The sequence below is a fragment of the Streptomyces zhihengii genome (assembly GCF_016919245.1).
Lineage (GTDB): Bacteria > Actinomycetota > Actinomycetes > Streptomycetales > Streptomycetaceae > Streptomyces > Streptomyces zhihengii.
Window position 1 is genome coordinate 727,169 of sequence record NZ_JAFEJA010000001.1, and the last position, 25,272, is coordinate 752,440.

The 25,272-nt window shown below is 74.8% G+C and carries 18 protein-coding genes; 5 read left to right on the forward strand and 13 right to left on the reverse strand.

Translation table 11 applies throughout. From position 1 onward, the window contains the following. Positions 1-67 precede the first annotated feature (67 nt). Together JE024_RS03120 and JE024_RS03125 are read right to left on the reverse strand one after the other, a co-directional pair. On the reverse strand, positions 68-1,150 hold the full coding sequence (locus JE024_RS03120; protein WP_205372086.1) for an NADH-quinone oxidoreductase subunit B family protein: 1,083 nt from the start codon (positions 1,148-1,150) through the stop codon (positions 68-70). A gap of 55 nt (positions 1,151-1,205) precedes the next feature. Beyond that, positions 1,206-2,903 (reverse strand): hydrogenase maturation protein, encoded by a 1,698-nt coding sequence (locus JE024_RS03125; protein ID WP_205372087.1) that lies wholly within the window; start codon positions 2,901-2,903, stop codon positions 1,206-1,208. 584 nt (positions 2,904-3,487) lie between these two features. Here JE024_RS03125 and JE024_RS03130 point away from each other — a divergent pair. Beyond that, complete coding sequence (locus JE024_RS03130; protein WP_372449762.1) at positions 3,488-5,233, forward strand: RICIN domain-containing protein; 1,746 nt, start codon at positions 3,488-3,490, stop codon at positions 5,231-5,233. A gap of 113 nt (positions 5,234-5,346) precedes the next feature. Here the strand turns inward: JE024_RS03130 and JE024_RS03135 are convergent, their stop codons facing one another. From JE024_RS03135 to JE024_RS03150, 4 genes are all read right to left on the reverse strand, one after another. After that, positions 5,347-7,170 (reverse strand): glycoside hydrolase family 2 protein, encoded by a 1,824-nt coding sequence (locus tag JE024_RS03135; RefSeq protein ID WP_205372088.1) that lies wholly within the window; start codon positions 7,168-7,170, stop codon positions 5,347-5,349. An 85-nt stretch (positions 7,171-7,255) separates the two neighbouring features. Beyond that, positions 7,256-8,155, reverse strand: coding sequence for a carbohydrate ABC transporter permease (locus JE024_RS03140; protein WP_205372089.1), 900 nt, complete (start codon positions 8,153-8,155; stop codon positions 7,256-7,258). A 2-nt stretch (positions 8,156-8,157) separates the two neighbouring features. After that, positions 8,158-9,096: a carbohydrate ABC transporter permease gene (locus JE024_RS03145; protein WP_205372090.1), complete on the reverse strand. Its 939-nt coding sequence runs from the start codon at positions 9,094-9,096 to the stop codon at positions 8,158-8,160. 23 nt (positions 9,097-9,119) lie between these two features. Then, positions 9,120-10,490, reverse strand: coding sequence for an extracellular solute-binding protein (locus JE024_RS03150; protein WP_205372091.1), 1,371 nt, complete (start codon positions 10,488-10,490; stop codon positions 9,120-9,122). A 313-nt stretch (positions 10,491-10,803) separates the two neighbouring features. On the opposite strand from JE024_RS03150, the gene JE024_RS03155 reads away from it, so the two are divergent. Further along, positions 10,804-11,856: a LacI family DNA-binding transcriptional regulator gene (locus tag JE024_RS03155; RefSeq protein WP_205372092.1), complete on the forward strand. Its 1,053-nt coding sequence runs from the start codon at positions 10,804-10,806 to the stop codon at positions 11,854-11,856. A gap of 248 nt (positions 11,857-12,104) precedes the next feature. Here the strand turns inward: JE024_RS03155 and JE024_RS03160 are convergent, their stop codons facing one another. The 7 genes from JE024_RS03160 to JE024_RS03190 all read right to left on the reverse strand — a co-directional run bounded on the left by JE024_RS03160 (position 12,105) and on the right by JE024_RS03190 (position 20,699). Continuing rightward, positions 12,105-12,830, reverse strand: a complete 726-nt coding sequence (locus JE024_RS03160) for a lysoplasmalogenase family protein (protein WP_205372093.1) — start codon at positions 12,828-12,830, stop codon at positions 12,105-12,107. After that, positions 12,827-13,663: a sterol desaturase family protein gene (locus JE024_RS03165; protein ID WP_205372094.1), complete on the reverse strand. Its 837-nt coding sequence runs from the start codon at positions 13,661-13,663 to the stop codon at positions 12,827-12,829. The genes JE024_RS03160 and JE024_RS03165 overlap by 4 nt, the downstream gene beginning before the upstream one ends. Before the next feature lies 1 nt (position 13,664). After that, on the reverse strand, positions 13,665-14,378 hold the full coding sequence (locus tag JE024_RS03170; protein WP_205372095.1) for a FadR/GntR family transcriptional regulator: 714 nt from the start codon (positions 14,376-14,378) through the stop codon (positions 13,665-13,667). 175 nt (positions 14,379-14,553) lie between these two features. Continuing rightward, the gene (locus JE024_RS03175; RefSeq protein WP_205372096.1) at positions 14,554-15,363 is read right to left on the reverse strand and encodes a DUF4397 domain-containing protein; all 810 of its coding nucleotides are present in this window, start codon (positions 15,361-15,363) and stop codon (positions 14,554-14,556) included. Between the two features lie 199 nt (positions 15,364-15,562). Then, on the reverse strand, positions 15,563-17,056 hold the full coding sequence (locus JE024_RS03180; protein ID WP_205372097.1) for a cryptochrome/photolyase family protein: 1,494 nt from the start codon (positions 17,054-17,056) through the stop codon (positions 15,563-15,565). A gap of 606 nt (positions 17,057-17,662) precedes the next feature. Next, on the reverse strand, positions 17,663-19,777 hold the full coding sequence (locus JE024_RS03185) for an MMPL family transporter (RefSeq protein WP_205372098.1): 2,115 nt from the start codon (positions 19,775-19,777) through the stop codon (positions 17,663-17,665). Between the two features lie 268 nt (positions 19,778-20,045). Beyond that, entirely contained in the window at positions 20,046-20,699 is a 654-nt protein-coding gene (locus JE024_RS03190) for a fasciclin domain-containing protein (protein WP_205372099.1), read from the reverse strand. Between the two features lie 364 nt (positions 20,700-21,063). On the opposite strand from JE024_RS03190, the gene JE024_RS03195 reads away from it, so the two are divergent. The 3 genes from JE024_RS03195 (at position 21,064) to JE024_RS03205 (ending at position 25,240) form a co-directional block, all read left to right on the forward strand. After that, positions 21,064-21,714 (forward strand): TetR/AcrR family transcriptional regulator, encoded by a 651-nt coding sequence (locus JE024_RS03195; protein WP_205372100.1) that lies wholly within the window; start codon positions 21,064-21,066, stop codon positions 21,712-21,714. Positions 21,715-21,757: 43 nt separating this feature from the next. Beyond that, on the forward strand, positions 21,758-23,407 hold the full coding sequence (locus JE024_RS03200; RefSeq protein ID WP_205372101.1) for an acyl-CoA dehydrogenase family protein: 1,650 nt from the start codon (positions 21,758-21,760) through the stop codon (positions 23,405-23,407). 162 nt (positions 23,408-23,569) lie between these two features. After that, the gene (locus tag JE024_RS03205) at positions 23,570-25,240 is read left to right on the forward strand and encodes an FAD-dependent monooxygenase (protein ID WP_205372102.1); all 1,671 of its coding nucleotides are present in this window, start codon (positions 23,570-23,572) and stop codon (positions 25,238-25,240) included. The last annotated feature ends 32 nt before the right edge of the window (positions 25,241-25,272 follow it).

Here is a 25,272-nt window from a genome sequence, read left to right on the forward strand (position 1 = left end):
CGGTGCCCTTCGTCGACTCGTGGACTGTGTGCGGTGGAGGAGGGAGGGTGGTGCGGGGCGGGCCCGGTCACCAGGGGGGCCGGTAGCCGGTGGTGATGCTCTCGCCGGTGTGCCGCCACTTCGGCTCCTTGTCCACGGTCCGCGCGGTGATGTCGCGGAGCCTGCGGATGACCGAGCCGTACACACCGCTCGCGGTGCTGGAGACCTTGCCGCCGGGGGGCTCGTCCATGAACGGCATGAACTTGTCCGGGAAGCCGGGCATGGTGCACGCGATGCAGATGCCGCCGACGTTGGGACAGCCGCCGATGCCGTTCATCCAGCCGCGCTTGGGGACGTTGCACTTGACGACCGGTCCCCAGCAGCCCAGCTTCACCAGGCACTTGGGCGAGTCGTAGGTCTCGGCGAACTGGCCCTGCTCGTAGTAGCCGGCCCGGTCGCAGCCCTCGTGGACCGTCGCCCCGAACAGCCAGGTGGGGCGGAGCTTGTCGTCCAGCGGTATCATCGGCGCCGATCCGGCGGCCTGGTACAGCAGATAGGTCAGCGTCTCGGCGAAGTTGTCCGGCTGGATGGGGCAGCCGGGCACGCAGACGATCGGGATGCCGGCCTTGGACTTCCAGTCCCAGCCCAGGTAGTCCGGCACGCCCATGGCGCCGGTGGGGTTCCCGGCCATGGCGTGGATGCCGCCGTAGGTGGCGCAGGTGCCGATCGCGACGACGGCGAGGGCCTTGGGCGCCAGCCGGTCGATCCACTCGCTGGTGGTGATGGGCTGGCCGGTCTCCGGGTTGTCGCCGAAGCCGCACCAGTACCCCTCCTGCTTGATCGCCTCGTTGGGGATCGAGCCCTCGACGACCAGCACGAACGGGTCGATCTCACCGCGCTCGCCCTTGAAGAACCACTCGATGAACGTGTCGGCGCCGCCCACCGGCCCGCACTCGAAGTCGATCAGCGGCCAGTGGACCGCGATCCTGGGGAGCCCCGGCAGACCGGCCAGGGCGATCTCCTCGATGCTGGGCTGCATGGCGGCGGTCAGCGCGACCGAGTCGCCGTCACAGCTCAGTCCCGCGTTGATCCAGAGGATGTGGATCGGCTTCTCTTCGCTGCCGGGGGCGGCGCCCTGTTCCTCGACAGGGGCCGGCGTCGCTGCGTTCATGGGGTCGCCTCCTGGGGAGGGTGCGGCGGGGCCGTCGTTCGGGCCTTCGTTCTTGCTAACAGTCGGCCGGAGCGGTCGCCCCCGCACCTGGGCCGTCCGGGGACCCCGCCCGGGGGGCCTCCTTGCGCGCGAACGCGCGGCGCAGCGCGTGGTACGGCGCCTCGGGGTCGCAGAACGTGCGCCGCATCCGGGAGAGCTCCTGCTCCCGGTAGGAGGCCAGCGGGGTCCGGGCCTCTCGGCGCTCGTACTCGGCCTTCTTCGCGGCGATCCTGGTGCGGGCGGCCGGGTGGGAGGCCAGCCGTGCGGCCAATCGGGTGACCTCCGCGGTGAACGCGCCGGGGGCGCAGTCGACCACCCGGTCGGCCAGTCCCATGCCCAGCGCTGCGGCGGCCGAGACGGGCCGGGCCTCGTCGGTGAGCCGTACCGCCATGTCGGCGCCCACCTTGCGGGGCAGGGTGTACGTCCAGTACTCGGAGCCGTAGAGGCCCATGCGCCGGTAGTGGGGGTTGAGGACGGAGCCGGAGCGGCACCAGACCTCGTCGGCGGCGAGGGCCAGCATGACGCCGCCGGCCGCCGCGTTGCCGCCGATCGCGCTGACGACGAGCCGGTCGGTCGTGCCGACGACCGCCTCGACGAGGTCGTTCATCGCGTTGATGTTGGCCCAGGACTCGGCGGCCGGGTCGGCGGCGGCCTCGATGACGTTCAGATGGATGCCGTTGGAGAAGAAGTCGCGCTGCCCGCCGAGCACCAGCACCGAGGTGGGCCGGGTGCAGGCCGTCCGCCAGGCGTCCAGCAGCCGGCGGCAGTGGGCGGTGCTCATCGCGCCGCCGGGGAACGTGAACGACAGCACCCCGACCGGGCCCTGCTCCCGGTAGCGGATGTCGGACCAGGTCCGGACGCCCGGGACGGGTGGCGGCGCGGGCACCTCCGGGAGCAGCGGCAGCCGGCCGGCGAGCGCCAGGGCGGCGGGGAGCTTGCAGGCGCGGGCCTCGCCGGGGGCCGTCCGGGCGCGGATCTCGGGGATCCAGACCGCGCCGTCCGCCGTGGCCCGGCAGACCGCGCCCGCGCGGGTGGCCAGCAGCTCGCCGGGGCGGCCGCGCAGGACGTCCTCGGGGTGGCCGCCGTGGAGGAACCACTCGCCGCCGAGCAGCCGGTCGCGCACACCGGGCTGGGAGTCGGCGGCCCGCAGGGTGCGCACGACCCGCTCGGTGGTGTCCTCCTCCCAGACGATCCGGCGGTTCTCCTGCCGGCAGGGCGGCCGGGTGCCGGCCGGGCCGGTCTGCGGGACGGGGGCCTCGCCGGCGGCGACCCGCTCGACGGCGAGGTGCACGGCGGCCACGGCGGCGTCGGCCAGCTCGTTGCGGTAGAGGTCGCTCTTGCCCGTCTCCGGGAGGTGGAACGCGGCGGTGGCCCAGACGTCGCCCGCGTCCATCTCCTCGTCGGCCTGGAGGACGGTGACGCCCCACTCGCCGGCGCCCTCCTGGACGGCCCAGTCCAGCGAGGACGGCCCGCGGTCGCCGACCGGTCCGGGGTGCACGATCAGGCAGTGGTAGGCCGTCCACACGTCCTTCGGGACGACGGCTCTGAGCAGCGGGGCGACGACCAGGTCGGGCCGGTGGCGCCCGACGGCCTCGCGTACGGCCGGGGTGTCGGGCGTGATCTCCACGGGGACGGTGTGCCCGCGGTCCCGCAGCTCGGCGCGGACCCGCTGGGTGAGGCTGTTGTAGCTGCTGGCGATGAGCAGAATGCGCATGGCGGCCCTTCCGGGGTTGCTGTGGAATCCGCCCTCGGGGCGGTCCACCCGGCCGCCAGCGATCGTGGCCGCGCCACCGCCCCGGGCACCGGCGGCGCAGCGCTCACCTCACCCGATCGGGGCGCGTTTGACACCACTTGGCGGCCATCCGGGCGGGGGCCCGGCGAGGTCCGGCCGCCGGGCCTCGCGACTGGGGCCGCCGGGGCGCGCGGAGCGGCCCGCTCCCCGGGGCCGTCCCGGCGCGCGCGGCGCGGACGCGCATGGGGCGCGGACGCGCGGCGCGGCCACGCACGGAGCAAGGCGGCGCGCACGGGGCGCGGGACAAGGCGGCGCGCTCGCCGCTCCGGCGGCCGCCCGGGGCGATCCGGCAGGCCACGCGGGCAGCCGTCCCGCCAGGGGGCGCGGCGCTCCGGGCGGGCCGACCCGCTGTGCCGGTTGGCCGTGACGGGACTGTGTACATCGATGTAAACCCGCCCTACTCTGATGCTCGCCGAACGGCCGGACACCTCGCCGTGGGCCTTCGCCTGCCCGGGGACAGCGGCCGTCGTCCTTCAGCGCGTCCGTGACTGCGGAGAGGAACCCCCATGCCCGCGCGCCGCCCAGCGACTCCCCCGGCTCCGGCCGGCACCCCCGCCCCGTCCTTACCCGGTCCGGTACGCCCGCCGGCCCCGGCCCGGCGCACCGCGCGGCACGCGGTGCTCGCCGTGCTGGCCATGGCCGCGGCGGCCGTGCTCGGTCTCGCGGCCCCGCCGCCCGCCGCCGCCGTGCCCGGGGCCGCACCGGCTCCGGTGGCCGCCGCCGCCACGGGCACCCCGCTGGGCCAGGGCACGGGTCTGTACCCGCGCGCCGTCCGGCTCGCGCACAACGGCGCGGCCAACGGGCGGGTGCTGGCGAGCACGGTCACCTTCGGCGGCAGCAACGGCCTGGGCGCGATCCACGAGAGCACCGACGGCGGCGCCTCGTTCCGGCAGGTGGGCACGGTCGCCGATCCCGAGTCGGCCGGCGGCCAGGGACTGTGCTGCGCCACGCTCTTCGAACTCCCCTCCCGGGTGGGGAACCTGCCGGCGGGCACCCTGCTGTGGGCCTCGTCCGCCGGCCAGGACGAGGCGGGCCGGCGGATGGCGCTGCGGGTCTGGCGCAGCAACGACGTGGGACGGTCCTGGTCCTACCTCTCCTCGTGCGCCACGGCGGGCAACACGGGCGGCCTGTGGGAACCGGAGTTCTCCGTCGCCGCGGACGGGGCGCTGGTGTGCACCTACGCGGACGAGACCGATCCGGGGCACAGCCAGAAGCTGTCGTCGGCGCGCAGCTACGACGGGGTGCGCTGGCAGGACCACCGGGACACGGTGGCGAGCACCTGGTCCGCGGACCGGCCGGGCATGCCGGTGGTGCGCAGGCTGCCGAACGGCACGTACATGATGAGCTTCGAGATCTGCAATCCCGGCGGCCAGTACCAGTGCGTGGTGCACTACCGGACCTCGGCCGACGGCTGGAACTGGGGCGACCCGGCCTTCCTCGGGTACCGGCCGCAGACCGTGGACGGCAAGTACTTCCGGGCCGCGCCGACCCTCGCCTGGGCGCCCGCGCCGGACGGCGGCCCGAACGGCAGGCTGCTGCTCGTCGGGCAGCAGCTCCTCAACCGCGACGGCACCCCGGCCGCGGACAGCGGCCGCACCCTGCTCGCCAACACCGAGAACGGCACGGGCCCCTGGTACGAGGTCGAGGCGCCGGTGCGGGTGCCGGGCCCGACGGCCAACTACTGCCAGAACTACAGCTCCCCGCTGCTGCCGTCGGCCGACGGCCGTCAGGTGCTCCAGATCGCCACGGACTGGGACGGCGGCGTGTGCCGCCCCTATGTCGGCACCGGCCTGGTCACCGGCACCGCGGACGCGGCGGGTGTCGTGGACGGCGGCCGCTACCGGCTGCTGAACGCGAACAGCGCCCACTGCCTGGACGTCGCCGGTGACTCGCGGGTGCCGGGCGGCGCGGTCCAGCAGTGGACGTGCAACGGCCTCGGCCCGCAGGAGTGGATCCTGCGGGCCCGCGGGGAGGGCCGCTTCACCCTCACCGGCCGCAACAGCGGCCACTGCCTGGATCTGGAGAACGGTTCCTCCGTGCCGGGCGCCGACGTCCGGCAGTGGGGCTGCAACGGTGCGCCCGCGCAGGACTGGCGGCTGGTGAACGCCGGCCGGAACGCGTACCGGCTGGTGTCCGCCGCGAGCGGGCAGTGCCTGGACGTGTCCGGGGGCTCGCGGGAGCCGGGCGCGGACGTGCGGCAGTGGACCTGCAACGGTCTTCAGCCGCAGCTCTGGGTGCTGCAACGGCTCTGAGCGGCGCCGGCGTCGGGACGGTGGTCGCCGGCGCAGAGGATGCCGGTCCTCCGGCGGTGTCCGCCGTGTGCGGAACGCCCCCCGGCGGGGGCGTTCCGCACACGGGACGGCGGTCAGCCGGCCGGCGGACGCTCGATGGCCGCGGGCCGGGACTGGGCCTCGCGCAGCCGCGCGATGTCGAGCTTGGTGCCGCGGTCGAAGCGGTACACGCCGTTCTGTTCCTGGAACACGTCGGTGAGCTGGGTGTAGCAGTAGCCGAACATGTCCGGGTCGTCGAGCAGGACGCCGACGAGCCCGGCGAAGCGCTCGTGGAACTCGTCCTCGTCGCGCACCCGGTCGCCGTAGCCCCAGGAGGCCGTGCGGTCCGCGCCGGACTGGCCGGCCGCGGCCTCCGGGTCCCACCAGATGCCGCCGAACTCGCTGACGAAGTAAGGCTGTCCGCGGTACGGCTGGGAGTAGGCGGCGCCGTTCTCGTGGGTGTTGGCGAACGGCTCGCCCTTCGCGAGGCCGGACATGAGCTGCCGGAAGGCGGCCGGGTCCTGCTCGTAGCTGTGCGCGTCCCAGACGTCGGTCTCCAGGACGCGGTGGGAGTAGCCGGAGGCGTCGACGACGGGCCGGGTGGTGTCCAGGGCCTTGGTGGCGAGGAACATCGCCCGGGTCACGTCGTCGAGCACGGTGATCCGGTCGTGGAGCTTCTGGTAGGTCTCGTTGAGCGGGCACCAGCCGATGACCGAGGGGTGGGAGTAGTCGCGTTCGACGGCCTCCAGCCACTGGGCGACGTAGGAGGCGTCCGGGCGCTGGTTGTCACCGGACGAGCCGCCCGTCTCGCAGCCCCAGTCGCCGAACTCGCCCCAGACCAGGTAGCCGAGGCGGTCGGCGTGGTGGAGGAAGCGCTCCTCGAAGACCTTCTGGTGCAGCCGCGCCCCGTTGAAGCCGGCTGCCATGGACAGTTCGATGTCGCGGATCAGGGCCTCGTCGCTGGGCGCGGTCATCAGCCCGTCGGCGTACCAGCCCTGGTCGAGCACCAGGCGCTGGAAGCGGGCCCGTCCGTTGAGGGTGACGGCCTTCCCGCGGATGCCGACGGCCCGAAGCCCGGCGTAGCTCTCGTAGGAGTCGCTCACCGTGCCGTCGGCGGCGACGAGTTCGATCAGCAGGTCGTAGAGGAAGGGGTCCTCCGGGCTCCATTCGCGGCGGCGGTCGCCGGGCAGGGCGAGATGGAGGCGCGGGGCGAGGTCGAGGTCGGCGCGCGACTCGGCGCGGCAGACCTCTCCCGCGCCGTCGCGCAGCACGGCGCGCACCCGGTGGCCGGGACGGTTCCCGGACAGCGGCAGTTCGAGGTGGAAGGCGCCGCCCGCCAGGTCGGGGGTGATGCGCGGGCGGCGCAGATGGACCTCCGGCACCGGTTCGGCCCAGACGGTCTGCCAGATGCCCGTGGTGCGGGTGTAGTTGCAGTCGTGGTTGGCGTACCGGACGGCCTGCTTGCCCCTGGCCTGGGGTCCGGAGCGCGGGTCGCGGGCGCGGACGGTGATCTCGACCTCGCCGCCCGCCGCGGCGACGTCGCCGAGGTCGGCCGTGAAGGGGGTGAAGCCGCCGCGGTGGCGGACGGCCTCGGTGCCGTCGACCCACACCGTCGTGTCGTGGTCGACGGCGCCGAAGTGGAGCAGCACCCGGCGGCCGGCCCACTCGGCGGGCGGGGTGAAGCGGCGCCGGTACCAGACGGCTTCGAGGAAGTCGGTGACGCCGACGCCCGACAGCTCGGACTCGGGGGCGAAGGGGACGAGGATCTCCCCGGACAGGTCGCGCCCGAGCAGTCCGCGGTCGAGTCCGCTGTCCCCCTGGTCGGTCTCGAACTGCCAGACGCCGTTCAGGTTGAGCCAGTCGCGGCGCACGAACTGCGGGCGCGGGTACTCCGGACGGGGAACGGAGGGGGTGTGCACGAGAGCTCCAGTCAGGTGGTGGTGGCGCGGCCGGCGCGGTCGCCGGGCGCGTCGGGACGCGGTGGCGCGGTGGACGCCCCGCAGGTCAGCTGCCGCCGAGGCCGGTGGTGGCGACCGAGGCGACGATGCGCCGCTGGAAGACGAGGAAGACGACGATCAGCGGGAGCGCGGCCAGCAGCGCGGACGCCATGGACTGGGCGTACTGGATGCCGTAGGCGTCCTTGACGGTGGCCAGTCCCACCGGGAGCGTCATCAGACCGGGGTCGTTGGTGACGACGAAGGGCCACAGGAAGTTGTTCCAGGCCCCGATGAAGACGAAGATCGCGACGGCCGACACGATCGGCCGGGAGAGCGGCAGCACGACGGAGAGGAAGACCCGGGTCTCCGAGGCGCCGTCGATCCGGGCCGCGTCCTCCAGCTCGCGGGGGATGCCGTCGAAGAAGCGCTTGAGGATGAAGACCATCATGGGCGCCACGACCTGGGGCAGGATGATGGCCGCGTAGGTGTCGACCATGCCGAACATCAGCATCTGGTCGAACAGCGGCACGACGAGGAGCTGCGGCGGCACCATGATCGCGGCGACGGTGACGGCGAGCAGCGCGCGCCTGCCGCGGAAGGTGCCCCGCGAGAAGCCGTAGGCGGCGAGCGTGGACACGGCGACCGTGATCAGGGTGACGAGCCCGGCGACGAGGAGGCTGTTGAACGCCCAGGCGGGCACGTTCCCCCGCTCCAGGATCTGACGGTAGGCGGCGAACGTGAGCGCCCCCTTGACCGGGGACAGCCCCGACGAGGAGACGTCCTGCTCGCTCTGGAGCGAGGTGAGGACGGCCCACAGGAACGGCAGCAGCCACAGGGCCGCGAGGACGGTCAGCGCGGTGCCGGTGAGGAGGCGGGGCAGCCGTCCGTGGCCGAGCAGCAGCGGGGATCCGGCCTCCCGGTGCCGCGGGCGGCGCCGGGGGCGGACGGCGGTTGCGGTGGCGGACACGGTCAGTCCTCCTGGCGGAACAGGCGCAGTTGCGCGACGGAGACGACGATGACGATCGCGAAGAAGACGTAGGAGACCGCGGAGGCGTAGCCGAGCCGGTAGCCGGTGAACCCGACGTCGTAGACGTACTCCAGGATCGGCCGGGTCGATCCGTTCGGGCCGCCCTTGGTGAGGATGTAGATCTGGTCGAAGACCTTCAGCGAGGCGAGCACCTGGAGCATCGCGACCAGCGCGGTGGTCCGGCGGAGCTGGGGCAGGGTGACGGACCACAGCCGCCGCCAGGCGCCGGCGCCGTCGAGGGCGGCGGCCTCGTCGTAGGTGGCGGGCAGCGACTGGAGGGCGGCCAGGTAGAGCAGGAAGTTGAAGCCGACCGTCCACCAGACGGTGAGCGCGGCGACGGACCACATGGCGACGGACTCGTCCGACAGCCAGCCGACGGGCTCCATGCCGAGGGCGCCCAGCAGTTGGTTGCCGAAGCCCAGATCGGGCTGGTAGAGCCAGGTCCAGATCAGTGTCACCACGGTGACGGGCAGCAGGTACGGCGCGAAGTAGGCCAGGCGCCACACCCACTGGCCGGCGAGGCCGCTGTGCACCAGAAGGGCCATGGCGAGGGCGATCAGCACGAGCGGCACGGACGAGATCGCGGTGAAGAAGAAGGTGTTGCCGAGGCTGCTCCAGACGTCCGGGTCCCCGAACGCCTCGGCGTAGTTGGCGAATCCGACGAACCGGGTCTCGCGCAGGGTGAGCGAGGCGTCGGTCAGGCTCATCCAGAGGCCCTGGACGACGGGCCACACCAGGAACAGCCCGAACAGCGTCAGGAACGGCAGGACGAAGAGTCCGCCGTTGCCGGCGCCCCGCGCGGGGCGCCGGCGGGGCGGCGCGGGCGGGGAGGGCTCGGGGGGCGCCGGGGCGGCTGCGCCGGCGGGCACGGTGGTGGTCACGGTGGCGGCTCCTTCGGCTGTCGTCAGGCGACCGGGTTCGGCCGGCGCAGCAGGCTGTCCGCTTCCCGGATCATCTGCCTCACCGCCTTCTCGGCGGAGGTGTTGCCCAGCAGCGCCGACTGGAGCGGCTGGCACATGCGGTTCTGGAAGTTCGACCCGGCCCCGGCGAACCAGTTGGGCGGGTCGAGCACGGCCGCCTCGCCGGCGGCGGCGTACGACGACTGCGGTGCGAGCGCGCGGTACTCGGGACGGTCCAGCACCGGCCGGTAGGCCGGAATGTGGCCGGCCCCGGCCCAGGTGAGGCTCTCCTTCACGATCCGCGCCACGTACCGGTGCGCCTCGCGGCGGCGGGCCGGATCGGGGTCGTCCTGGTGGGGCAGCACGAAGCTGTGCGAGTCGGTGTAGACGGCGGGACGGCCGAAGACCTGCGGGAACGGGGCCGCGCCGAGGTCGATGCCGGAGGCGCGGAGCGTGGGCAGTTCCCACTCCCCCAGCATCACCATGCCGCCGCGGCCGTCCATGAAGGCGGCCATCGCGCCGTTGTAGTCGAGGTTGTTCGGGTTGGTCCGGCCGTCGAACAGCCGCTGCATGAAGGTCACGACCTCGACGGCGGCGTCGGTGTCGATCTGCGGCGGCCCGCCGTCGGGCAGGGTGAAGGCGGCGCCGGTCTGCGCGTACAGGGCGGCGAACTGCCGCCAGCTCTGGGCGGTGTCGGTGACGTGCCCGAAGAGGACGCCCGCGTGGCCGGTCGCCCCGGCGAGCGCCCGCCCCGCGTCGAGGAACGCCTCGGGAGAGCCCATCGGGGCCAGTTCGCCGCCGGCGTCGAGGAGTCCGGCGCGGTCCGCGGCGCCCCGGTCGTAGAAGACGATGAACGGGTGGACGTCCAGCGGGATCGCGTAGACCGTGCCCCGGTGGCGGGTGCGCTGCCAGACGGCGGGCGCGAAGTCGCGTTCGGTGACGCCGAACTCGGCGAGCAGATCGAGGTCGAAGGGGTCGAGCAGGCCGCCGGGGGCGTAGCCGGCGAGCCGGGACAGGTGGAGCACGGCGACGTCCGACGCGCGGCCGCCCGCCGCCGACATGGCCAGCTTGGTGTAGTAGGAGGGGCCCCAGTCCAGGATGGTGCGCTCCACGTCGAAGCCGTCCGGCCCCCGGGAGACGGCCGCGATCATCTCGTCCATCAGCAGCCCGTCACCGCCCTGGAAGAGGTCCCAGACGCTGAGGGACGAGGGCTCGCCGGCCCGCGCCGGTGAGGCGCAGCCGGTCAGCGGGCCGGCCGCCAGCACCGAGGCCGCCCCTGCCGTGCCGCAGCGCAGCAGCCGCCGGCGGCTGACACCCGGCGCCCAGGCCGCGGCGCGGGGGCGGGGTGACCCGCGGAAGGAGGACGCAGAACCCATCGGGGACCTTTCTCAGCCGGGGCCGACATGCCGGCGGACAGCGTCCACCGGCGGGGCGGCGGGGGCCGTCCCGTGCACATCGGGAGTGGTCCGCACCGGTCCCGCCGGTGCGGTGACCCTGTTTTTACATCGATGTACATTGGCTGTAAAGAGGTGCGGCACGGCGTCCGTCCTCCCGGTCCCCCGCGCGGCGGGCACGGGCCCCCCGGCACCGCCGGGGGGCCGGACGGCCGTGCCCCGGCGGGCCGTTGCCCACGGCCCGCCGCAGCTCACGGCATAGACTCGCCGCACGCGAGGGGCAGGGGAGGAACCGGTGGCACGCCCAACGATCAAGGACGTCGCCCGGCACGCCGGGGTGTCGGAGAAGACGGTGTCCAACGTCCTCAACGACTACGTCCACGTCTCGGACCGGACGCGCCGCACCGTGCGCGAGGCGATCGACGACCTCGGCTACCGGGTCAACCTCGCCGGGCGCCATCTGCGCAGCGGCCGCACGGGGATCATCGCCCTGGTCGTGCCGGAGCTGGAGGTGCCGTACTTCGCGGAGCTCGCCGGGCATGTCGTCGAGGAGGCCGAACGGCGCTCGCTGACGGTGCTGATCCACCAGTCCGGGGCCGACCGCGAACGGGAGCGGGCGGCGCTGGCCGGCTTCGGTTCGGACTTCGTGGACGGGGTCATCCTCAGCCCGCTCGCGCTGGCGCCCGAGGACCTGCGCGCGCACACCGGGATGCCGCCGACCGTGCTGCTGGGCGAGCTGCTCACGGACGGCGCGGACCATGTGGCGATCGACAACGAACGGGCGGCCCGCGAGGCGGCGGAGCACCTGCTCGGGCTCGGCCGCCGCCGGATCCTCACGGTGGGCGGGCAGGACGGTCCCGGTGTGGGCACCGCCCAGGCCCGTACCCGGGGGATCCGGTCCGCGCTGGCCGCCGCGGGGATCGCGCTCGACCCGTCCTGGCTGCTGCCGGTCGGGGCGTTCCACATGGCCGACGGGGCGGCCGCGGTGGGCCGGGCGCTCGGCGGGGGCCTGCGCCCCGACGCGCTGCTCTGCCTCAACGACCAGCTCGCGCTGGGGGCGTTGCGCGCACTGCACGAGCACGGTGCGCGGGTGCCCGAGGACGTCGCCGTCATCGGCTTCGACGACGTGGAGGCGGGCCGCTTCAGCGTGCCGACGCTGAGCACGGTGGCCCCCGACAAGCGGGCGGTGGCGACGGTGGCGCTGGACATGCTCCAGCACCGGATCGGCGAGACGTCCCGCGCCGGGACGGCCGCCGCGCCGTCGGGCGCGGTCCCGCGCGACCGGATCGTGGCGCACCGCCTGGTGATCCGCGAGAGCACCGGGGGCGCGCCGGACCGCGTCTCCTGACACCCCCCGGGCGGGGCGGGGCACGGACGCGCGCGCCCGGGGCGCCCGGCGACGGCTTTCGGGCCGGGGCCGCCGGGCCCCGGCCACAGCCGGTCTCGCCGCCGCTGCGGGGCAGGGCGCACCCGGGACCCGCGGGCTCGTGCCCGGCGGACCTGCCGGGCACGGGCCACCGCGCCCGGGCCGGGCGAGACTCTCACCGGGCGGGCTCGCGACGGCCCGGGGCCGGTACCCGGGGCCGCCGCGGAGGGTCAGGCGCCCGCGGCGCCGACGGCTTCGTCGCCGAGCGCCGGGGTGGGCGCGCTCGGCGGGCGGGGCCGGGACCGGGCGAAGGCGGTGGTCAGGAGGGCGAGGGCCGCCGTGTAGGTGGCCATCACCAGGACCGGGCGGCCGGGGAAGTCCGCTCCCGCGGCGCCCGCGCCGATCAGCGCGTCGGAGACGACGAACACCGCGCCGCCCCAGGCGGCCCGGCGGCCCAGGGCATGGGCCGTCAGCGCCATCACCACCAGGGCCAGGCTGTACACCCCGATCGCCACCGCCATCGGCGGACCGAGGAGCGGGGCGAGCACCGCGTTGGCGGCGGCCCACACACCGAGCCAGAGGGCGCACAGCGGGCGGTGCGCGCGCAGATGGGCCACGGCACCCGCCCGGACGAAGGCCGACGTCCAGCAGAGCTGCGCCCCGAGGAAGAAGCCGATGCCCACCGCGAACGCCACCGCCCCCGGCACCAGCAGGGTCACGTCACCGGCCGTGGCGAAGCCGAGGCCGGCGAGGACGCGGGCGTGCCGGGTGCCGGTCGTCCGCCACAGGTACGCCGCCAGCACCGGGGCCAGCAGCGGCTTGGTCGCCCACTCCAGCGGCAGCGCACCGGTGCCCACCGCCACCACGTTCACAGTCGCCAGCAGGGCGAACACCCCGAGCAGCGGCGGCACTCCGGCCGGTCCTCCGACGCGCGGCGTCGTCGCGCGGGCGCTCACCGGGCCCCGGCCTTCGGGGTCCAGCCGGGCGGGCCGACGAGATGTCCGGCCCGGTCCCGCCACGTCCGGGCGGCGCGGACGTCACGCCAGACGGCCGCGTACTCGTGGAAGGCGACCCGCAGGGGGTTGTACGTCGCGATGTTCTTCGTCAGGCCGTAGACGACCCGCTCCCCCTCCGGCTCGAAGGTGCCGCCGAGCCGGTCCCAGACGATCAGGATGCCGCCGTAGTTCTTGTCCAGGTAGCGGTTGTTGGAGCCGTGGTGGACCCGGTGGTGCGAAGGCGTGTTGAAGATCCACTCGACGGGCCGCCAGAGGGTGCCGACCCGCTCGGTGTGCAGGAAGAACTGGTAGACCAGACTGAAGGACTGCTGGAGCAGGATCATCCACGGCGGGATCCCGAGCAGCGCCAGCGGCAGCCAGAACGGCAGGGTGGTCATCGGCGTCCAGCTCTGCCGCAGGGCGGTGGAGAGGTTGAAGCGGACGCTGGAGTGGTGCACCACATGGCTCGCCCACAGCACGCGCACCCGGTGGTGCGCCCGGTGGAAGACGTAGTACGCCAGGTCGTCGGCGAAGAACAGCAGCACCCAGGTCCACACCGACGACGGGGAGAGCTGCCACGGCGAGAGGGTGTAGACACCGGCGTACGCCAGCACGGCGAACACCTTCCAGGGCAGGCCCACGACCTGGCTGCCGGCGCCCATGGACATGCTGGTGACGGTGTCGCGCAGCTCGTAGCCCTGCTCCTCGTCGTCCGGGAGGAAGCGGTACGAGAGCGCCTCGACGACGACGAGCAGCACGAACGCGGGTATCGCGTACACGATGGCGGGGATCATCTCAGCGCACCGCCCTGTCCGCGGCGGCGGGCACACTGCGGCTGAGCAGCGTCCGGGCCAGTCGCTCCGCGGCCTCGGGCTCGCGGCCCGCGATGTGCGCCGCGAGCCGCACATGGGCGTCCACGTCGAGGAGTTCGGCGGTGCGCAGGTCCATGGGGACGTCGGCGACCGGGAGCGCGCCGTTCACCAGGGTGTTGAAGCTCAGCAGGTACGCGAGGTTCCCCGAGCCCTCCACGATCAGCCGCCACCAGGCGACGTCGGCGGCGCCGAGCGCGGCGAGGTCCGGGCCGGCCTGCGCGTAGCAGCCGGCGGCCTCCACGATCGCCGCGGCGGTCCGCGCGGAGCGGCGCTCGGCGCACAGCCGCGCGGCGTCGGCGCCGATGCAGGCCCGCATCTCCATCGCGTCGCGGGTGAGTCCGTCGACGGTGAGTCCGGCGTCGGCGCCGACGATGCCGACGGCGAGGTCCAGTCCGGCGGTGAGCCGCCAGTCGAGGACCGCGGTCCGGCCGCCGTGGCTCACCTCCACCAGCCGTGCCTGCTGGAGGCGTTTGACCGCCTCGCGGACGGCGTGCCGGTTGACGCCGAACTCGGTGGCGAGTTCGCGTTCGGGGGTGAGCGCGTCGCCGGCGGCGAGGTCGCCGCCGAGGATCCGGTCGCGCAGGGCGGCGTAGACCTGGTCGGAGACCGCCTCGCGCCGGATGGGCTGTCCTGTCATGGCGATCAGAGTGGGCCCCGGAGCGCCACTGGTCAACTGGTTGGACCAGATGAATTCGCCGGGACGCGCACCGGCCCGGCGCCGCCGATGGCGCCGGGCCGGTCGTGGTGCCGGTGTCGCGGGCGCGGGAGACGCCGGAGCCGGACGCCCGCGACACCGGGCTTCGGGAGGACGGTCAGCCGTCCCACTTCATGCCGCCGCGGACCGCGAGGGCCCCGGCCGCGGCGATCAGTCCCGCGCCGGCCCAGGCGTACCAGGGACCGGCGGCGATGCCGGCGCTGTCGGCGTTGGGGCTGGCCTTCGCCAGCGCGACGGACTGCGTCGCGAGCTTCAGGTTGTTGTCGTCGGCACTGCCCCAGGCGTAGACGACCGTGCCGGTACCGGACTTCAGGTCCAGGTCGGCGGGGCCGATCGCGACGGTGTCGGTGCCGGCGAGCACCACATCGGCGGAGACGGTGCCCGCGTCGACCTCGGTGGTGGCCTCCTTCGGGTTCACGAGATCGCTGACGATCGGCGTCCCGCCGGCGCGTACGTCCACGGCCGGGGCGGCGGCGACATGACGGACCGTCAGCCGCGCCTTGCCGGAGTCGGTGGCGGAGGTGTCGTTGGTGTAGGCGGTCAGCTCCGGTGTGCCGTCGGCCGACAGATGGGCGGCGACGGTCGCGTTGCCGCCGGCGGGCACCTCTATCTTCCTCTCGATCGCGGGAGTGCCGTTCGGGTCGCTGCCCGCCTTGAACACCTGGATGTCGTAGGTGCCGGCGTCGAGTTCCTGCGGTTCGGTCACGGTGCCCGGCTTGAAGTCGCCGAGCAGCTCGTCGCCGTTGGCGTAGACGTCCACGTCCAGCCCCGGCACTCCGTGGAACAGCGACACCATGGCCTTGTCCTGCTGCGCCTGGGGGGCCGCGACGGCCGGGGCCGCGGTGCCGAGTCCGATGGCGCAGACTCCGGCGGCGGCGGCCACGGCGAGAGGGGTCCGAGAGGTCATGGTGATCAGTCCTTCGGGGGTACCTCCGCCCGGTGCGGGGTCTCACCGGCTCTTCGCCGCCGGGGGCCGTCCCGGATGCGGCGCGGCCCCGGGCGGTGTGGTCGGGGCGGTGTGCCGCGGGGGTGCGCCGGGGGTGCGCCGGGGGCGGTGTGCCGCACGCGGGCGTTGTGCTCGGGGCGGTGTGCTCGGATCGTTGTGTTCAGGGCGGTGTGTCGCCCCGGGCGTGCTCCTGCCGGCGTACCTCGGCGAGGTCGGCGATGCGGTCCAGTCCGCGCACCACCGCGCCGGTGCGGTGGTTGTGCGAGAGGCGCGTCCGGTGGCGGTCGAGGAAGGTCCAGTAGCCCGCGGTGTACGGGCAGGCGTGCTCGCCGGTCCGGTCGCCGGGGCGATAGCGGCAGGGGCCGCACAGGTCGCTCATCCGGTTCACGTAGGCGCCCCCGGAGGTGTAGGGCTTCGTCGTCATCCGGCCGCCGTCGGCGTACTGGGACATGCCGACGACGTTGGGCAGCATGACCCAGTCGTAGCCGTCCACGAAGCAGCGGTGGAACCAGTCGGTGACCTGCGCCGGGTCCCAGCCTCGCTGGAGGGCCCAGCTCCCGAGGATCATCAGCCGGGGGATGTGGTGGGTCCACCCGGTGTCGCGGACCTGCGCGAGCACCGTGTGCAGACAGCGGGCGCGCACGTCGTCCGCGGCCAGCTCGTTCCACCAGTCGGGCAGCGGTTCGGTGTGGCGCAGCACGTTGGAGTGCCGGTAGTCCTCGCCGAAGTACCAGTAGAGCTGCCACGCGTACTCGCGCCAGCCGGCGATCTGCCGGACGAACCCCTCGACGCTGTTCAGCGGGGCGTCTCCGGCGCGCCAGGCCTCCTCGGCGCGGGCCACGCACTCGGCCGGGTCCAGCAGGCCGAGGTTGAGGGACGACGACAGCAGGCTGTGGCTCATCACGGGGTCGGCGGCCAGCACGGCGTCCTCGTACGGGCCGAAGGAGGACAGCCGCCGCTCCACGAAGCGCCCCAGCGCGGCGCGGGCCTCGGCGCGGGAGGCGGGGAAGAGGCGGGGCCCGTCGCGCCCGACGAAGGACACGTCGCCGTCGCGCTCCCAGCGGTCGAGGTCGTGGCGGACCTCGTCGTCGATCTCGTCCTCGCGCGGCCGGTACGGGCGGGGGACGTCGAGGGTGGGGGTGCGCGGCGGCGGCTGCCGGTTGTCGTGGTCGAGGTTCCAGGTGCCCCCGGCCGGGCGGTCGGCGTCCATGAGGAGGTCGTGGCCGCGCCGGACCCAGCGGTAGAAGTCCTCCTGCCGCAGCCGGGCGCCGTCGCGCCGGTCGGCCCAGGCCGCGAAGTCCTCCTGCGGCACCAGGAATCCGCGGGCAGGTCCCACGGTCACCTGCGGCAGGGACCGGACCAGGCCGAGCGCGGCGCGGGAGGTCGGGTGGTGCACGGTGACCGGCCGGGAGCCGGCCGCCTCGGCCAGCCCCTCGCGGTAGGTGCCGGCGCGGACATAGGTGACCCGGTCGCCGAGTTCCGCGGCCCGGTGGCGCATCGCGGAGAGCACCAGATGGGCCTTGGCGCGGTGGAACCGGCGGCGCCGGAAGACCGCGCGGGACTCGATCATCAGCAGCGGTTCGGAGCGGGAGGGGCCGTCCTCGCCGGGGGTGAGGAAGTGCGGCCCGAGCTGGTCGCCGAAGAGCCAGTGCACGCGAGGGTCTCCTCCGTGGTGGGCGGCCGGGACGCGGGCCGGCCCGGTGGCGGGGAGTCGCTCCCCGCCACCGGGACCGGCCCACCGCGCCCACCGTAGGCGCGGGCGCCCACGGCGCCCGGCGCGGCGCGCCGGGGTGCGCGGCGCGGGGGTGCGCGGCGCGGGGGCGGTGGGGGTGCGCCCGCGCGCGCCCGGTGGTCCGCGGTGACACCGCGGACCACCGGGCGCGGACCCGCGCGGAGCGTGTCCGCGGTGTGCACCGCGGACGCGCTCCGCAGGCACGGGCCAAAGCGGCGTCCGGCAGCGCCCCCGGCGGCGGCACCGCGACGGCGGGCTCACCGCCGCTCCCGGCGGCGGCACCGCGACGGGGACCGTCTCCGCCACCTCTCGACGTGCACCATGCCCGGCGGGCGCGGACCCGAAGCGGCGTCCGGCAGCGCCCCCGGCGGCTGCACCGCGACGGCGAGCTCACCGCCGCTCCCGGCGGCTGCACCGCGACGGGGACCGTCTCCGCCACCTCTCGACGTGCACCGTGCCCGGCGGGCGCGGACCCGAAGCGGCGTCCGGCAGCGCCCCCGGCGGGCCCGCCCCGCCCGCCCCCGGCGGCTACACCGCGGCGGGAGCCTTCTCCGCCTCCTCGCGGTGGGACTCGCGGGCCAGCCTGCTCGGCCACCACGCCTTCGGGCCGATGTCGACGACCAGCGCCGGCACCAGCAGCGACCGGACGACGAGGGTGTCGAGCAGGACGCCGAAGGCGACGATGAACGCGATCTGCACCAGGAAGGCCAGCGGGATCACCATCAGTGCGGCGAAGGTGGCGGCGAGGACGACGCCCGCGGAGGTGATGACCCCGCCGGTGGTGGTCAGCCCGCGCAGCACACCCAGCCGGGTGCCGTGGGTGAGGGTCTCCTCGCGGACCCGGGACATCAGGAAGATGTTGTAGTCGACGCCGAGGGCCACCAGGAAGACGAATCCGTAGAGCGGGACGGAGGCGTCCGTGCCGCTGAAGCCGAGCAGATGCTCGAAGACCAGGGCCGACACCCCCAGCGTGGCGAGGAAGTTGAGGGCGACCGTGGCCACGAGCAGCACCGGTACCAGCAGGGAGCGCAGCAGCATCACGAGGATCAGCAGGATGATCGCGAGCACGACGGGCACGATGATCGTCCGGTCGCGTGCCGCGGTCTGCTGGGTGTCGTACTGCTGGGCCGTGTAGCCGCCGACGATCGCGCCCGCGTCCGGTACGGCGTGCACCTGCTCGCGCAGCCGCTCCACGGTGTCCTTGGCCGCGTCGCTGTCGGCCGCCGCCTCCAGCGTGGCGTCGATGCGCACCCGGCCGTCAACGACCAGCGGGTCGCCGGTGCCGGGGCGCCCGGCGGCGGAGACCGCGGCGGCCGACGCGACACCGTCGGTGCCCTCGGCCGCGGCGGTGACCTGCTCGGCCCGGTCGGCGGAGGCGATGATCACGGCGGGGTTGCCCGAGCCGCCGGGGAAGTGCTTGCCGAGGGTCTCCTGCGCGGCCACCGAGGGGGCGTCGTTGACGAAGATCTCGTCCAGGGGCACGCCCTTGGAGGAGAGCGCCGGGGAGAAGGCGGCGAAGGCGGTCAGGACGAGCGCGGTGGACACCCACACCTTGCGCGGCGCGCGGTCGACGACCGCGGCGACCCGGCGCCACACGCCGTGCCCCTCGGCGGTGGCGTCCGAGGGCTTCGGCTTGGCGGGCCAGTACGCGGCCCGGCCGAGCAGGGCCAGCACGGCGGGCAGGAAGGTCAGGGTGGACAGCACGGCGCAGACGATGCCGATGGCGCCGACGGGGCCGAGGGCCCGGTTGTTGGTGAGGTCGCTCGCGAGGAGGGCGAGCAGGCCGAGGGCGACGGTCGCGGCGCTGGCGGTGATCGCGCCGAAGGAGCGGCGCACCGCCGCCATGGCGGCCGCGGCCCGGTCGCCGCGGACCGCGAGTTCCTCGCGGAAGCGGGCGGCGAGCAGCAGCGCGTAGTCGGTGGCGGCGCCGATCACGAGGATGGAGAGGATGCCCTGCACCTGCCCGTCGACCCGGACGACGTCCCGGTCGGCGAGCGCGTACACCACGGCGCAGGCGAGGCCGAGCGCGAAGACGGCGCCGAGGATGATGACGAACGGCAGCAGCACGCTGCGGTAGACCAGGAGCAGGATGAGCAGCACGGCCGCGAGGGCCACGCCGAGGAGCAGGCCGTCGATGCCGGCGAAGGCGTCGGAGAGGTCGGCCTGGCTCGCCGCGGGTCCGGCGAGCTGCGCCTCGGTGCCCGTGACGGCGCCCGCCGCCTCGCTCACCTCGCCGAGGACGGTGGGCAGTTCCTCCCCGAGGTCGGGCTGGAGCTGGACGACCGCCTGCAGGGCCTCGCCGTCCTCGGAGACGAAGGCGGGCGAGGGCTGTCCGACGACGCCGGGGCGGTCGGCGAGTCCGGCGATCGCACGGGTCGCCTCGGCCTGCTGCGCCTCGGTGACCTTGCCGCCGTCCGCCGTCCAGACGACGATCGCGGGCACGGTCTCGCCCTGGTCGAACGCCTCGCGTGCGGTGAGCACCTGGGTGGATTCGGCGTCCTGCGGCAGGAACGCGGCCTGGTCGTTGGTGGCCACCTCGCCCAGCTTGCCCGCGTACGGTCCGAGCGTGCCGCCGACGCCCAGCCAGACGACCAGCAGGACGAGCGGTACCAGCCACCGGGCCCAGCGCGGTGTGTTCCTCATGGGATCCCCAAGCATCGCGGAGTGTGTCACTCACTAAGAATGTCAATCGTCGAGACACTTTATCGTGCGAAAGCCCGTGCCCGGCACACCCCCGCTCCCTGCCCTCCCCTTCTGCCCCGCACGGCACCCCGGATGCGCCGGCCGGGACGCAGCCGGAACACGGTGCCGGGAGCACCGCCGCCCCGGGACGGAAAGGGCGCGGCCCCGCCTCGGGGGAAGGCGGGGCCGCACCGGTTCCGCCGCCCGTCACGGGCGGCCTGCCGAGAGGTCAGGACTTGGGCATCAGGACGGTGTCGACGATGTAGACGGTGGCGTTGGCGGTGGGGACGTTGCCGCAGACGACCTTGGAGGTGTCGTTGACGGTGTAGTTCTCGCCGGAGCCCTTGGTCGTCAGGGTGGACTTCTGGAGGGTCGGGTAGGTGCCGTTCTCCAGCTGCTGCGGCGTGAGCTTCTCGCCGACCACGTGGTACGTGAGGATGTTGGTCAGCATCTCCTTGTCGGCGAGGACCTTGTCGAGGTCGGCCTTCGGGATCTTGGCGAAGGCGTCGTTGGTCGGCGCGAACACGGTGATGTTCTGCGCGTTGTTGAGGGTGTCGACGAGACCGGCCTTCTTGACGGCGGTGACCAGGGTCGACAGCGCCGGATTGTTGGAGGCGGCGGTGGCGACGGGGTCCTTGGCCATGCCGTCGAACGAGCCCGCACCGTCCTTCGGCACCGAGGCGCACGCCGGGCCGAAGGGAGCGTCCGTGGCGGCCGAGGCGTCCATGGACGGGCTGGCCTTGTCCTCGGCCGGGGCCGAACTCGCCGTGTCGGAAGCCGAGTCGGAGGAGCTGCCGTCGCTCCCGCAGGCCGTCAGGGCGAGCGGCAGGACAGCGGCGGCGGCAACGGCGACAGCGGCACGGCGGAAACGGAACGCGTTCATCGATATCTCCTGGGGTGTTCACTTCGTCACACAGAGTGACTTGATGGGGGTGCGGGAGGCGGAGGGCCTCGCACGGAGGGTCGGTTCGGGGGCTACGCGGTGACGACCGCCGGAGGTCTCCCGCCCACCGGGCGGGCGGCCCGCGCGCCGGCGCGTATCGCGCCCGGGGCCGGGACACGGCCCGGAGCCGGGCGGCCGCGGCGGGCGGTGGCTGCTCTCTCGATCGTCACAACCCTTATTCGGCGCTCGGGCGGCCTTGGATTGGTGTGTCCCTCGAAAGAGTGATCAGCCCGTGTCGGCCCGACGGACCGGAAGCCGCGGCGGGCCCCTTGGCGCAAGGTCTGAACAGTGCTTCACTTCTTTCATGGCCTACCGCAAGACCCCCGCCGAACTGCGCCGCCTCGAAGCCGCCCGCGAGCATCTGGTGGCCCGCGCCACCGAGGTCGTGGCCGAGGTGGGGTGGGCGCAGGCGTCCGTGACCGCCGTCGCCGACGCCGCGGGCATCGCGGCCGGTTCGGTGTACCAGCACTTCCCGTCGAAGGCGGCCCTCGGCGTCGAGGTCTTCCGGCGGGCCGCGGGGCGGGAGGTGGAGGTCCTCGGCGAGGTGCTGCGCGGCTCCGGCTCGCCCGTCGACCGCCTCGCCGCCGGGGTCGGGGTCTTCGCCCGCCGGGCACTGGAGAACCGGGGACTCGCCTACGCGCTGCTCGCCGCACCGGCGGAACCGGCGGTCGGCGCCGAGCGCCTGGAGTACCGCCGCCGCTACCGCGCCCTGTTCGCCGAGGTGATCGCCGAAGGCATGCGCGAGGGCCTGCTGCCGCCGCAGGACGGGGAGGTGACCGCCGCCGCGCTCACCGGGGCGGTCGGCGAGGTGCTCGTCGACCCGCTGGCCGCGCCGGACGGCACCGGCCCGCGCACCGGCACCGGCACCGGCACCGGCACCGATGGCCTGCTCGCCGAACTCGTCGCGATGGCGCTCCGCTGCTCGGGCGCCCCGTCCGCGGCGCCCCTGACCTGACCGGCGCCACCCACCCGCCCGCCACCCCACCCCGGAGGGACACATGTCCGCACCGTCCAGCAGCCCGACCGCCGTGACGCACGAGGTCACCAACCAGCCCCCGCCGCTCACCGGCCACGACGTGGCCGACGACCCGGTGCTCCTCGAAGGGGTCCGCCGGGAGGGCGCCGCCTGGTACCTGGACGAGCTCCATCTCCTCGGCCGCCGGGCGGGGAGCGAGGAGGTCCGGCGCTGGGCCGAGGAGGCCAACCGCTACGAGCCGGTGCTGCGCACCCACGACCGGTACGGCCACCGGATCGACGAGGTCGACTTCCATCCCTCGTACCACGCGCTGATGGACGTGGCCGTGGGCGCCGGGCTCGCCGGCGCCGCCTGGGCCGACGAGCGGCCGGGCGCCCATGTCGCCCGGGCCGCCGGCTTCATGGTGTGGAGCAGCGCCGAGTCCGGTCACGGCTGCCCGGTGTCCATGACGTACGCCGTGGTGCCCGCCCTGCGCCACTCCCCCGGCCTCGCCGAGGTCTACGAGCCGCTGCTCACCGGCCGCGTCTACGACCCCGGGCTGCGCGCCCCCGCGGCGAAGCGCGGACTGCTCGCCGGCATGGGGATGACGGAGAAGCAGGGCGGCACCGACGTCCGCGCCAACACCACCACCGCGACGGAGCAGGCCGACGGGACCTGGCGGCTGCGCGGGCACAAGTGGTTCACCAGCGCCCCGATGAACGACCTGTTCCTGGTGCTCGCGCAGGCGCCCGGCGGGCTGTCCTGCTTCCTGGTGCCGCGGGTGCTGCCCGACGGCAGCCGCAACACCTTCCGCATCCAGCGCCTCAAGGACAAGCTCGGCAACCGCTCGAACGCCAGCAGCGAGCCCGAGTTCGACGACACCGTGGCCTGGCTCGTGGGCGCCGAGGGCAAGGGGGTGCGCACGATCATCGACATGGTCACCATGACCCGGCTCGACTGCGTCCTCGGGTCGGCGTCCGGCACCCGGGCGGCGCTCGCCGAGGCGGCCCACCACGCGCGCCACCGCAGGGTGTTCGGCGCCGGGCTGATCGACCAGCCGCTGATGCGCAACGTCCTCGCCGACCTGGGCCTGGAGTCCGAGGCGGCGACGACGCTGGCCCTGCGCCTGGCGGGCGCCGTCGACCGGGCCCGGCGGGGCGACGACGGGGAGCGCGCGTTCCTGCGGCTGGCGACGGCCGTGGGCAAGTACTGGGTGTGCAAGCGGCAGCCCGCGGCCGTGGCCGAGGCGCTGGAGTGCCTCGGCGGCAACGGCTACGACGAGGCGTCGGGGATGCCGCGTCTCTACCGGGACGCGCCCCTCAACGGCATCTGGGAGGGGTCCGGCAACGTCAACGCCCTGGACCTGCTGCGCGCCCTCGCGCGGGAGCCCGCCTCGCTGGAGGCGTTCCACGCCGAGATCGGCGCCGCCGCGGGCGGCGACCGCCGGCTCGACACCGCCTGGGCCGCCCTCAAGGACGAGCTGGTCCTCACCGAGGACGCCCCGCTGCGGGCCCGGCGCGTCATCGAGCGCGCGGCGCTGGTGCTCCAGGGCTCGCTGCTGGTGCGTCACGCCCCGGCCGCCGTCGCGGACGCCTTCTGCGCATCGCGGCTGGCGGGTGACCGGGGTCTGGCCTTCGGCACCCTGCCGCCGGGCACGGACTTCGCGGGGCTGCTGGAGCGCCTGCCCGGCTGAGCGTCCCGCCGTCCCCGGCCGGACGGCGCGGGCGCGGGGGCGGGTGCGTGCGGCTCGGCCGCGCCCGGGCGGACCGGCCCCGGCCGCCGCCGGGCGGTGGAGGTGCAGCGGTCCGGCGGGCGGCAGACCATGGGACGGGGGCCGGTCCCGGGAGGCGCGCCGATGCACATCCACAACCAGTACACCGTCGACGTCCTCGTGGCCGGCGCCGGCCCGGTGGGGCTCACGGCCGCCGGTGAGCTGCGCAGACGCGGCGTCTCGGTCCGCGTCGTCGACCGGCTGCCCGCCCGGCTGCCGTACGCGAAGGCGGTGGGCATCCAGCCGCGCACCCTGGAGCTGTGGGACCGCGCGGGGCTCGCCCGGCAGATGCTGGAGGCGGCCGTGCCCATGCTCGGCCAGCTCCTGTACGTCGACGGCGCCGAGCGGCAGCGGTTCGACCTGGTGCTGCCGCCCGAGGTGCCCTACGGCTTCGCCGCGCTGCCCCAGTACGAGACCGAACGCATCCTGGAGGAGCACCTCGACGGCTTCGGGACGCGCGTCGAACGCGACACCGAGCTGGTCTCGTTCGAGCAGGACGAGGACGGGGTGACCGCGCGTCTGGCGCGCACCGGGGTGGACGGCGGCGGCGCGGAGGAGGTCCGCTGCCGCTACCTGGTGGGCTGCGACGGGGCCCACAGCGTGGTGCGCAAGGGGCTGGGGCTGACGTTCGAGGGCGGCGCGTTCCCCGACGCGTACATGCTGGGGGACGTGGAGGTCGACTGGGACCTGCCGCCCGGCTACGGCGTGCGCTCCCTGCGCCGGGGCGCCGACGGCACCGCCGACGACACGCTGGTGTGCATCCCGCTGCCCGGCGCGGGCCGCTACCGCGTGTCGGCGACGGTACCGCCGGAGCTCGCGGCCCCGGGCGGGGGCGGTGCCCCGGGCGACGGCGTCGCGCACGGTCTCCAGAACGGCCGCGCCCCTTCGCTCGCCCATGTCCAGGCGGTGCTGGACCGGCTGTCGCCGCGCCCCGCGACCGCGTCGGCCCTGCGCTGGTCGTCGGTGTTCCGCATCAGCCACCGGCTGGTGGACCGGTACGGCCGCGGCCGGGTCTTCGTCGCGGGCGACGCCGCCCACATCCATCCGCCCACGGGCGCCCAGGGCATGAACACCGGCATCCAGGACGCCTGGAACCTGGCGTGGAAGCTCGCCCTCGCCGTGGCCGGCCGCGCCCGTCCGGGGCTGCTGGGCAGCTACGACGCCGAACGGCGGCCGGTGGGCGAGGAGGTCGTGGGCCGGACGGTGCGGCACGCGGCCGAGGGTGTCCAGGCCGACCCGGCGGATCCGGCGACGGTGATGCTGCGCGAGGCGCAGCTCCTGGTCGGCTACCGGGGCAGCCCGGTCGTCGACGGCGAGGTCCCCCGTGACGGGGCGGGCCCGGGTGCCGGGGACCGGGCGCCCGACTGCGGCGGCCTGCGGGGTCGGATCGCCGCGTATCCGCTGCGGCTGTTCGACGTGCTGCGGGGCCGGGGTCATGTGCTGCTCGTCTACCGCCCCGACGCACCGGATGCCCCCGATGCCCCGGACGGCGGGCTCGAACGGCTGGCGGACCGCGCGCGGGAGGCTTCCGGCGGGCTCGTCGCGACCCTGGCCGTCCTCGCGGGCGACGGCGCCCCGCCCACGGGGGCGGGCCCGCCCGCGTACCGGGACGCCGGGGGCGAGTTCGCCCGGCTGTACGGGGTGCGGGAGCCGACCGCCTTCCTGGTGCGGCCCGACGGCTACCTGGGCGCCCGGCTCCCGCTCCCGGCGGAGGAGTCCCTCACGGCACACCTCGCCCGGGTCTTCGCCGGGTGACGGCTCCCCGGGGCGACGGCGGGCGACGGCCC

Coding starts and splice junctions, on each gene's coding strand:
- JE024_RS03165 (WP_205372094.1), bottom strand. CDS start 13,663: ATGATCCCCGCCATCGTGTACGCGATACCCGCGTTCGTGCTGCTCGTC.
- JE024_RS03125 (WP_205372087.1), bottom strand. CDS start 2,903: ATGCGCATTCTGCTCATCGCCAGCAGCTACAACAGCCTCACCCAGCGG.
- JE024_RS03170 (WP_205372095.1), bottom strand. CDS start 14,378: ATGACAGGACAGCCCATCCGGCGCGAGGCGGTCTCCGACCAGGTCTAC.
- JE024_RS03150 (WP_205372091.1), bottom strand. CDS start 10,490: ATGGGTTCTGCGTCCTCCTTCCGCGGGTCACCCCGCCCCCGCGCCGCG.
- JE024_RS03120 (WP_205372086.1), bottom strand. CDS start 1,150: ATGAACGCAGCGACGCCGGCCCCTGTCGAGGAACAGGGCGCCGCCCCC.
- JE024_RS03195 (WP_205372100.1), top strand. CDS start 21,064: ATGGCCTACCGCAAGACCCCCGCCGAACTGCGCCGCCTCGAAGCCGCC.
- JE024_RS03130 (WP_372449762.1), top strand. CDS start 3,488: ATGCCCGCGCGCCGCCCAGCGACTCCCCCGGCTCCGGCCGGCACCCCC.
- JE024_RS03185 (WP_205372098.1), bottom strand. CDS start 19,777: ATGAGGAACACACCGCGCTGGGCCCGGTGGCTGGTACCGCTCGTCCTG.
- JE024_RS03200 (WP_205372101.1), top strand. CDS start 21,758: ATGTCCGCACCGTCCAGCAGCCCGACCGCCGTGACGCACGAGGTCACC.
- JE024_RS03190 (WP_205372099.1), bottom strand. CDS start 20,699: ATGAACGCGTTCCGTTTCCGCCGTGCCGCTGTCGCCGTTGCCGCCGCC.
- JE024_RS03205 (WP_205372102.1), top strand. CDS start 23,570: ATGCACATCCACAACCAGTACACCGTCGACGTCCTCGTGGCCGGCGCC.
- JE024_RS03175 (WP_205372096.1), bottom strand. CDS start 15,363: ATGACCTCTCGGACCCCTCTCGCCGTGGCCGCCGCCGCCGGAGTCTGC.